The 10,236-nt window shown below is 53.6% G+C and carries 10 protein-coding genes; 2 read left to right on the top strand and 8 right to left on the bottom strand.

The features are described 5' to 3' along the window. From GOV80_RS22110 to GOV80_RS22075, 8 genes are all read right to left on the bottom strand, one after another. Nucleotides 1-213 (bottom strand): hypothetical protein (locus GOV80_RS22110; protein WP_170787792.1); only part of this gene is annotated, 213 nt, incomplete at its 3' end. A 134-nt stretch (nt 214-347) separates the two neighbouring features. Then, a complete protein-coding gene (locus GOV80_RS22105; RefSeq protein ID WP_170787790.1) occupies nt 348-1,937 on the bottom strand; it encodes an arylsulfatase in 1,590 nt (529 codons plus the stop codon). A 528-nt stretch (nt 1,938-2,465) separates the two neighbouring features. Continuing rightward, nucleotides 2,466-3,011: a hypothetical protein gene (locus GOV80_RS22100; protein WP_170774022.1), complete on the bottom strand. Its 546-nt coding sequence runs from the start codon at nt 3,009-3,011 to the stop codon at nt 2,466-2,468. A 345-nt stretch (nt 3,012-3,356) separates the two neighbouring features. After that, complete coding sequence (locus GOV80_RS22095) at nt 3,357-4,115, bottom strand: SDR family NAD(P)-dependent oxidoreductase (protein ID WP_170774021.1); 759 nt, start codon at nt 4,113-4,115, stop codon at nt 3,357-3,359. Between the two features lie 18 nt (nt 4,116-4,133). Continuing rightward, complete coding sequence (locus GOV80_RS22090; RefSeq protein ID WP_170774018.1) at nt 4,134-4,955, bottom strand: ABC transporter permease; 822 nt, start codon at nt 4,953-4,955, stop codon at nt 4,134-4,136. Nucleotides 4,956-4,962: 7 nt separating this feature from the next. After that, the gene (locus GOV80_RS22085) at nt 4,963-5,814 is read right to left on the bottom strand and encodes an ABC transporter permease (RefSeq protein ID WP_093962199.1); all 852 of its coding nucleotides are present in this window, start codon (nt 5,812-5,814) and stop codon (nt 4,963-4,965) included. Between the two features lie 38 nt (nt 5,815-5,852). Then, a complete protein-coding gene (locus GOV80_RS22080; protein ID WP_093962198.1) occupies nt 5,853-7,016 on the bottom strand; it encodes an ABC transporter substrate-binding protein in 1,164 nt (387 codons plus the stop codon). 34 nt (nt 7,017-7,050) lie between these two features. After that, nucleotides 7,051-8,151, bottom strand: a complete 1,101-nt coding sequence (locus GOV80_RS22075; RefSeq protein ID WP_237216008.1) for an ABC transporter ATP-binding protein — start codon at nt 8,149-8,151, stop codon at nt 7,051-7,053. 153 nt (nt 8,152-8,304) lie between these two features. Here GOV80_RS22075 and GOV80_RS22070 point away from each other — a divergent pair, with 153 nt between their 5' ends. Further along, entirely contained in the window at nt 8,305-9,072 is a 768-nt protein-coding gene (locus GOV80_RS22070; protein WP_331252683.1) for a helix-turn-helix transcriptional regulator, read from the top strand. Next, nucleotides 9,056-9,973 carry a LysR substrate-binding domain-containing protein gene (locus tag GOV80_RS22065; protein WP_214648104.1) on the top strand — a complete coding sequence of 306 codons (918 nt, stop codon included), beginning with the start codon at nt 9,056-9,058 and terminating at the stop codon, nt 9,971-9,973. Before GOV80_RS22070 ends, GOV80_RS22065 begins: the two co-directional genes overlap by 17 nt. Nucleotides 9,974-10,236 lie beyond the last annotated feature (263 nt).

Below are 10,236 nucleotides of genomic sequence, written 5' to 3'. Positions count from 1 at the left end.
GAGAATTGAATCAGCAGCTTGCCTCTCAATCAAGGAAGAGTTTTTCAACGACATCAGCCCAAAGCAGAAACTGCGAGCAATATGTTTTTCAACCAGTTGATTGGCTTCGGCGATCTCGGTGTGACCGGCGACGCATTGGTCCAAACCCGCATATTCAGGCACCTGTGACATCGCTGACGTCGTCAGCGAGGCCCAGTAAATATCGGTGTCCATCGCGAGATTGCCATGATTTCACGTATTCTTTTTCGGCAGGATGAACCTCTGCGCTCTCTTCAGTCTCAACCGGTTCCGTCTGATAACCGGCGCCCTTGCGGGGCGCCGGCAAGAAACGTTCCGGTTCGGTTCGGTCAGTCGCCGACTACGGAGGTCATCTGTTCGATCACCTGATCGAGCGAGAAGCTCGCCGCCTTCTGGCGTGGCGGGAATTCCTGGAAGGTGGCCAGGAAGTTTGCCACGTATTGCTGCGCAGGCACCAAGAAGAACACGCGGTCAATCATCCAGTCATAGTAGCTGTTCGACGTCCGGTAGGACCGCTCGAACGGATCGCGCCGCAGGTTGAAGATCAGCGGCACACGCAGGGGGGTGAAGGGCTCCTGCCAAGCGCGAAGCGTGGTGTAGCGTTCCTGTTCCATGAAGATGAACTTCCAGTCGCCGTAACGCAGCGCCGTCAGGTCGCCGTCGTCCGAGAAGTAGAAGATCTCCCGACGATCGCTTTTGTCGGTCTGCCCTGTCAGAAGCGGCAAGATGTCGTAGCCATCAAGATGCACCTTATATTCGCGACCTATTGCCTGCACACCGCCTTCTTTCAACTCTTCCTTGATGTTGGGGCGTCCCGCGGCGGCCAGGAAGGTGGGCAGCCAGTCCATGTGGTGCACGATCTCGTTGGTGATCGAGCCTGCTGCAATCTTGCCGGGCCAGCGCACCATCGAGGGCACCCGCCAGCCGCCTTCCCAGTTGGTATTCTTCTCGCCGAAGAACGGGGTCGCGGCGGCATCCGGCCACGTGTTGTAGTGCGGGCCGTTATCGGTCGAGTAGTGAACGATCGTGTTGTCCGTGATGCCGAGTTCGTCCAATAAGTCCAATAGTTTTCCGACATGCATGTCATGCTCGATCATGGCTGCGCTGTATTCGTCGAGGCGGCGGCCGGCGATTTCGCTGGCTTGCTCCAGCATCCCGTCCTTGAGATGCGTGCGGAAGTGCATTCGCGTGCCGCTCCACCAGACGTAGAAGGGCTGGCCCTGATCATGCGCGCGCTTGATGAAGTCAATGGCCGCTGCAATGGTCTCCTCGTCAACAGTTTCCATCCGCTTCTTGGTGAGCGGCCCAGTATCTCCGATTTCGCCGTCTGCCGTCGACTTGATCACACCGCGCGGGCCAAAAGCTTCGCGGAACGTCTGGCCGTTCTCAAGAACCGCGTCGCCCGGATAATCCGAGTTCTCAGGCTCTTCCTCAGCGTTCAGATGGTAGAGATTGCCAAAAAACTCGTCAAAGCCATGGTTTGTCGGCAGATGCTCGTCCCGGTCGCCAAGGTGGTTCTTGCCGAACTGGCCCGTCACGTACCCCTCTGCCTTGAGGAGGCCGGCGATGGTCGGGTCTTCCTCGCGCATGCCAAGCTCGGCGCCTGGCAAGCCGACCTTGGAAAGTCCGGTGCGGAATACAGACTGCCCCATGATGTAGGACGACCGGCCGGCGGTGCAGGACTGCTCCCCGTAATAGTCGGTGAACATCATGCCCTCATTCGCGACACGGTCGATGTTTGGGGTCTGGTAGCCCATCAGGCCGCGTGTATAGGCCGAGATGTTCGCGACACCGACATCGTCGCCCCATATGACGAGGATGTTCGGTTTGTCCGCCGACTGCGCGATAGCCGCGACGGAAGACAGGCCAAGTGCAGCTGTCACTGCGACAAGAAGGGCCAGTAGCTTGCGTGGCTTCATAATTGTTACCTCCGTTATCGATTGGTTTACCCTTAAATGGAAAACGCGCACGATAAACACTACCAGCCGCCCGCAAATACGTAACTCGCAATTTGTCGCAAGAGCAGATTCCGGTGCGTGACCTCAGAACGGGTTCAGCGGAGGAAGCGCAGCTCCGGCGCGCGCCAGAGCGCGCGGCGCCCGGTCTTGAGGCTGCGCAAAAGAATAATCGGATCTATTACTTGCGCTTTGGGCAAGTGTGTCCGCTTAGCAGACATTGAACGGAATCCTATGAATATCCACGTCAAGCCCAAAGCGACCATTGCTGAACCACGAGCCAAGGTCGGCTTGTCGGTAAGTAGGCAGAGACCAATGTATGACCTATGCCTCATCCCCTTTTGGGAAGGCTGATTTTCGCCGCCCTTCGACGCCCAGATTGAACCAATAATGCTAAGAGCTTTGGGGCGCCGGAAGCGGTGGGACGAGTTGTTTCATGGGTGGCGATATAACAATCACAAGATACGCCTGATGAAGCCGCGCTGTGGACACCTATTCTTCGACAATTCCCACAGTAAGACCTTCCGTGAATCTTAGAGCTACTCTGTCTCCCGGGCTAAGTTGCTCAACAAACTCACGGCCAACTTCTGTTTCAACCTCGATCATTTGTTCTGTGCCGCTGCTGTCCGTCACAGTAGCGATTGAATTCGCGGCGTCGAAGGAAACAAAAGTCAGAATTAACGTGACCATCGTTCCAGCGGCTACGCCCGGTGTTGATCCCTCTGCCGCCCGGCCTTCCAATTCAACCATACTGTCGACCTCGCCAGGGAATGCCATATTTGCAGCTACCCCCAGTGTGTAAACCGCTTTGACCTTGTCGCCTTCTTCAATTTGGTCGAAGTTTACGACTTCCGCTCCTGCAACAATGGTCTCTTCTTCGCCTGTCTCTGAGTTTTGCAGCACTATAAGCCGAGTGTCCGGGTCAACCGACTTAACTGTCGCATCGGCTTCGATGGTCACGCTGCGCTCAGCTGTTTGAGCAAAACTGAACGCAGGCATAATCAAGAAAAATGCAGAAACAAGAAGTTTAGTTAGCATGTCTTCTCCTAACGGGATTCATCGTGGAAGTCTGCAATTCAGCACACAGTTTTGCAGGATTGCCAAACGTTGCCACACCGCTACGCAGTTTCAATGATGTTTGTCGGTCAGTGTCACCGAAGACTGAAGTGCTCGAGCATCAGATTTCCGCCGGATAGCACACACGCATTTTAGAGTGATTGAGCGGAGAACGCTTATTCGACGGTGGCGACGTCTGTTTGGTCCGCAGAGCAGAAATTCGCCCAAACTCTACGAGCGACCGCTTCGAGCCCAAAGCGAACTTAAACGCGCTCGCAAAAAATGAAGTGCGGCGATAGACATTCTCTTCAGCGGTCTAACCCATCACTAAATGCATTCACCGCCATCGATAACCAAGGCCTGCCCCGTCATAAAAGCGGATTCATCTGAAGCTAAATAGACGATCCCGTGGCCAATCTCTTCAACTGTCGCCCACCGACTCATAGGGATCGCCTGCTCGATGTAGCTTTCCAGTTTGGCACGGCCACCCATCTGCTTTTCGAAGCCTGCATTGAAAGGGGTGTCTACAAATCCTGGACAAAGGGCATTAAAACGGATTGCGTGGACAGCGTAGTCGGCTGCCATCTGCCGGACCATCGCAACAGCTGCGTGCTTTGTAGTCGCATATGCAATCATACCCCGGTCGTATTGAACCCCAGAATTGGAGGCCGTGACGATCACGCTGCCTCCACCTTGTGATTTCATATGGGGGACGGCCGCACGCGCGGCAATGAAGTGAGCGCGGACATTCAATGCCCAAGAAGCATCCATTCCATCTGGTTCTACTTCTTCCAGCGTTCCTTCGATCTGCAACCCAGCATGAGAGTGCAACACGTCGAGCCGACCGAAGTTTTTTACTGCTTCGTCTATGGTTTTGGTAAGGGCATCGTCATCGGTTACATCAAGCTGTATGGCAGATGCTTGATTTCCCTGCGCAACGATCGCGGCCACTGTGGCTTCAGCAAGTGTTGCATCGCGATCCGTTACCATTACATGCGCACCCTCTTGTGCCATCGCCATTGAACCCGCCCGACCAATTCCTGATCCCGCGCCCGTCACGAGCGCGACTTTACCTGCAAGCCGCATGTCACTAGGCTCCTTTATTTAACTATTCGATTTTGAGGCGCCTTGGCGCAAAAGCAGTTGCGCTGCAACGAGCAACAAGAGCGACGCGCCCATAACCATAGTGCCGATGGCATTGATCTCGGGCGTTACGCCACGCCGGATGGATGAGAATATGTAGATTGGCAGGGTTGTTTCTGAGCCAGCTACGAAAAACGCGATGATGAAATCATCAAATGAGAAAGTGAAGCTGAGCAGGAAGCCCGCCAAAATTGCCGGTGCTATCAACGGCAGTGTCACCTGCCGAAAGGTGCCCCAGGGCGTCGCAAAGAGGTCCGCCGAAGCTTCCATCAGGGCACGGTCCATACCCGATAGCCTTGCACGTACGATGATTATGACCAGCGCCATTGTGAACATGGTGTGTGCGGCGACAAGCGTGGGCATCCCCATGGAAAGTTGCGGGGGATTTGCTCCATCGGGCCATAGGCTCGCGAGAAGCGGGTTTAGCCAGCCGAATACGGTAACTAGGGCAATGAGTGTCGCGATACCGATGACGATACCGGGTATCATTATCGCAACGTAAATCATCCCATCGAACAAAGTTCGGAGCCATCCCTTAACCCCTTGTAAAGCGATGGCCGCCATGGTTCCGAGAGTTGATGCAAGGCAAGCAGTTATGAATGCCGCAAGCAGACTGGTCTCGAGCGCGTCCATAACAAATGGGTTGTTGAGCGCCTTGCCGTACCATTGGGTCGAGAAACCCATGAACTGGCTTGCGTGTCGCCCGGCATTGAAGCTGAAAAGCGCGATGATGCCGATTGGAATATATAGAAAAAGGTAGACGCAAATTGCGTATAAGCGCATCGGATCCTCACATCAGCGAGACATCTTCGCGCTGGCCACCCAGGCGCGAGATGAATTTCATGTAAATTGAGACAGTGACAAGCATTACGACAACCAGGGTCATTGCGACCGCCGATCCATACGCCCAGTTCCGAGACTGCAGGAACAGGTCCACTAACGCATTTCCGACGAAAAAGACCTTTCCGCCGCCCAAGATCGCTGGGATCAGAAATTCGCCCATCAGCAAGATGAAGACCAGCATGCAGCCAGTTGCGATACCAGGTACCGACAAAGGAAGTGTCACCTGACGGAACGTACGCCATGGGGTAGATCCGAGATCAGCCGATGCTTCCAGAAGGCGTTTATCCAGTTTGTCCAAACTTACAAAAATCGGGAAAACCATCAGAGGTAGATACCCATAGACAATCCCGACAAGCACAGCGAACGGCGTATTTATCAGGCGGATATCATCGATGCCGATCGACTCCAGTAAAGCGGGCAAGCCACGCCCCCCAAGGATGAAAATCCAAGCGTATGACCGGATCAGGATCGATGTCCAGAACGGCACGATCACTAGGATCAACAGCGAAGTTCTCCACTTTGGTGAACAACGCACCGCAAGAAAGTAGGCGAGCGGGTAGGCAATTACCAACGCAGCGATAGTCCCCAGAGGTGCAAGGATCAAAGTGTTCTTAAACGCCGTCCATCGCGCAGGAAGGTTGGCATATTGTTCCAACGTGAACGCTGGAACGTAGCCTCCGGCGGCACCCCGTTCGCCAAAGGAAAAGACGAAGACGACCAGCAGAGGAAGGGCTAGCATTACCAAAAGCCATATTCCTGCTGGAGCCAGCAACAGTGCTTTTCTGCCTCGTTCGGTCATTTTGTCCTCGTCTTTTCCGATATTGGCGGCCTTGCCGCTTAGGCCGACTTGAAGCGGGCGAGCAACTCGGCACGGTTTGGATCGGTTAGTGTAGCCGCCGCGCCGAACTCGAGTGCATTCAGAAGGTCAGCTGCCGGATAAAGGATCGGATCTTCCAGTAGTTCCTTCGGCAGCAACGCATTGGTGCGAGCATCAGCCGATGGATAGCCGTGAGCGAGGACTTCTTTCGCATTAACTTCCGGGTTCAGCAGGAAGTCGATCAAGGCATAAGCGGCATCCATATGGGGTGCGCCCTTAGGAATAGCGTAGTAGTCGGACCAGAGCTCACCGCCCTCAGTTCCCAGAACGTAGGCGATTTCAGGCATGTCGACATTCATCTGCTTGCCGTCACCTGTCCAGCACATCGTCATCCAGGCGTCACCGTTACGCATCGGTGGCTGATAATCCGACGAGATTGCAAACAGATGCGGTTTGGCATCCAGCAACAATTTCTCGGCATCCGCCAGTTCCTTCTCATCGACCGAGTTGAAGGAGTAGCCGAAGTATTTCAGGGCATTACCGATGGTGGTGAGTTGGTAATCATGCACCATTGTCCGGCCTGAGTAACCTTCCATAGTAAGGTCCCAGAACTCTTTCCATGTGGTTGGAGTCGGAGCGCCGTCAAGCTTGCTGGTGTTCACTGCAAAGCCAGTCGTGCCCCAGTTTTTTGGCACCGCGTAAAGCTGGCCATCGACAGAACCGGCATCGGAAAAGCGCTGTTCGAATGAACCTGCGTCGTAGTTTGGCAGTTTGGACGTATCGAGCGGGATGATCAGATCTTCACCCACATACGTAGTGATCGTGTAGTTGGTTGGAACGAAAACGTCCCAGCCAGACCCTCCAGCCTGTAGTTTTGCCAACATCTCTTCGTTCGAGCCAAAAACATTGACCTGAACATGGGCGCCAGTGGCTTCCGTGAAGGCTTCGAAGTTCATCTCGTCATGGTAGTTCGGCCATGTGGCGAGGATCACTCGGTCGCCAATGTCCCCGGCAGCAAATGCCGGGCGTGGACGCAACCCAGGAATGGCCGTGCCCAGAACGGCCGTTGCCATCCCAAGACCTGTCACGCCTAAGAAATGTCGCCGTGTAACCGAACCCTTTTGGTACCGGCGAAGCTCTTCCATGAACTTTTGCTTGGAAATAGTCCCATTATCCTTGGTCATTGTGAACCTCTCTGTTGTTGGATTGCGGGATTTGTTATTTTTCCAGGATCAGCAGTGCGCCTTCGCCCCATGAAACAAAGGCCTGCTCTCCTGCATTGAACGTCCCCTCGTTCAATTCCGCTTGCCTTGGCACAAGTACGTGGAAATCACCCAGTGCTTCGTTGCGCGCAAGGTATTCTGTGTGCTCCCCAAGGAAGATCCGATTTTGAATGGTAACTGGCAGAGCGATTTCAGCTGTGGGTAGCGCGCGGGTCAGCGTGATCTGTTCAGGACGGATACTAACGCACACTTCCTGCCCTGCATCTATTGGAATCTCCGGAGTTCCGTGCACCTTTTGGCCACTCGCTAAACGCACAGTGATTTGGTCGGCTGCTGAGTCAGTCACAGTTGCATCAAAGAAATTTGAGGTGCCTACAAATCCAGCCACGTAGCGGCTGCGGGGCATGTCATAGAGTTCGCGTGGGCTGCCAACCTGCACAATACTGCCGCCTTCCATCACACAAATTCGGTCGGACATTGAAAGCGCTTCTTCTTGGTCGTGCGTGACGAGGACAAAAGTTATTCCCAGTTGTCGTTGCAGGTTCTGCAGTTCAAACTGCATTTCTTTTCGAAGCTTTCGATCCAGAGCAGCCATTGGTTCATCAAGCAGCAAAAGCTTGGGCTCGTTTACGATCGCACGCGCCAAAGCGACGCGTTGCTGCTGACCACCAGACATCTCCCAGATGCGACGTGGGCCAAACCCACCAAGACGGACAGTTTCCAGCGCTTGCTCAACCTTTGTCGCGATTGTTTGTTTGTCTACGCGTGGTCGTTGTTGGCGCAGGCCGTACGCGATGTTGTCGAACACGCTTAGGTGAGGAAAAAGAGCATAGTGCTGAAACACCATGTTGACTGGGCGATGGTGCGCATCCAAGTCGTTGACGACTTCTCCATCGAGCAACACCTGACCTTCGGTTGGCTTCTCGAAACCTGCCAACATTCTAAGCGCAGTGGTTTTGCCACAACCAGATGGGCCTAAGAACGACAGGAACTCTCCTTTCCCAATGGAAAGATTCAGGTCTTTGGCGGCGACCACATTCCCGAAGGTCTTGGTCACTCCTCGGAGTTCCGCAATCGTCTGCATGGTGACGCTCATGTCAAAGCTCATATACTGCCGTTTTCCTTTTGCTTGATTTTTTGGCATTTGTTGGCATACCACTCAAACAAGGAAAAAGTAACAATAACTCGGAATAACTGTATATACCACAATTGGGGTATAGAGGTGCTTTTCGAAAATCTGGAGCGGCGCGTGTACGATTGGATGGAAGAGGCCGGCAGGGTCGTGGAGAAGATCGGAACCCCAGAATTTCCATGTGCTTTGGCAGATGGCATACGGCAGGTCGCACCATTTGATTTTACGGTGGTGTTTGGCCATGTCGGAACCGAAGCACCAATAGACCTTCACGACGATTTCCCCAAAAGCAAACGGCGTATTTTTGTTGAGGACTACCAAGCCGGGCCCTACGTACTTGATCCATTTTTTTTGGCCGCGACAAAGCCAATAACACCGGGTCTGTACCGCATGCGCGATATCGCACCGGACAGGTTCTATCAGGGCGAATACTATCGCAGCTATTACAAAAGGACTGGGTTAGCAGAGGAGATTGGCTACTTTATCGATATCCCAGGCGCTGGGATGGTTGTGGTCTCGCTCATGCGAGCAGAGAAGCCTTTTTCCGCCAAGGAAATTCGTCATTTGCACGCTCTATGGCCGCTCGTTCGGGCAGCCTGTTGCAAACATTGGAGTGACTTTCCAACGATGGCCCGAGGCGCCGCAGCGAATGGCGTTAGTCGTCGCGTTGATCTAGCATTCCAGGCATTTGGCGATGGCGTTCTGACGCCACGAGAACGAGAAGTCGTTGAGTTCACATTGAAGGGCCATTCGGCAGAAGCTGTTGGCACAATTCTCGGCATCTCTCCAGGCACAGTCCGCATCCACAGACGCAACATTTACGCGAAACTTAGGATCAATTCGCAGGGTGAGCTTTTTTCAAAGTTCATTGAAAAGGCACTTTAAAAGGATCCGCCAATTGGAAGCGCTCATGGCAGTTTCTACAAATGGGTCGGTCACTGCTGCAGCTACGGATCTGGGGATAAGCCAGCCTGCGGTCAGCCGACTGCTTTCTGATCTGGAAAAATCGCTTGGCTTTCAACTTTTTGATCGCCGTGAAGGTCGCTTAGTGCCTTCGCAGGAAGTGCGTTATCTGCAACCCAGCGTAGAGCGTGTTTTGGAATTGATGAAGCAAATCTCGGATGTCAGTCAGGACATAACGAAGCGCAAAGCGGGACACATCCGCATCGCATGTTTGTCTGGGTTCGCCACCAGTCACCTTCCCAACGTCATCGCCGAGTTTTTAGAACATCGGCCAGGTGTAACAATGACGATCGAACCAGACAGACCGGAACGCATTCTCGAGTGGATGATCGGTGAGCAATATGATTTCGGAATCACAGATAGTTTTAACGGGCATCCGGCCGTCGAAAGCAGAGACATCGATGTCCGTACAGTTTGCGTGTTTCCTACCGGACATGAATTGGAAGAACTCTCCGAGGTGTCACCTACTGATCTTGCGAATGCCAAGATTATTCACACAAGGCGCGACAGCGACTTTTTTGGGAAACTTTCAAAAGCGTTTCAAAGCGCCAACGTCAAACTCAATTCCCACATCGAAGTCTGGCAGTTCGCGGCGGCTTGCGAATTAGCTGTAAAGGGTGTTGGGATTTCCCTGGTCAGCGAATTGGACGCCGTCCAATACGCAGACAACGGGTTGAGATACCGACCGTTCAAACCGCTCTTGTCACATACGCTTTCCCTTGTGCGTCCGATTTTGAAGCAACCGTCATTGGTGACGCTAGAGTTCATCGAGCAGTTCCAAGAGAGCTTAGCCCCATTCAAGGTAGGTAAACTCCATCACTGACTGTAGGGCGGCAAACGCCGATGTTCGCTACCAGTAAGCCGTACTTTATCGATCTTCAAAGCTTGAAACCAATACTTGAGCATTTGGAATAACCCCCGAGATCGATCTCGGATTAACAATCAAAAACGGCGAAAAGCCGCGCCCGAAAAATCGGCCCTATGCCAACCGGCCTTGGACGGTGGAAGAACGCGCAGTTGTGCTGGATCGGGCCGCCCCGCACGTTCGAGTGGCGGTGGCGTTGATTATGAACACCGGCCTTGATC

The organism is Ruegeria lacuscaerulensis, from assembly GCF_013034685.1.
Taxonomy (GTDB): Bacteria; Pseudomonadota; Alphaproteobacteria; order Rhodobacterales; family Rhodobacteraceae; genus Ruegeria; species Ruegeria lacuscaerulensis_B.
Note: the sequence above shows the minus strand (reverse complement) of the source record. Positions and strands in the feature narration are given on the sequence as shown.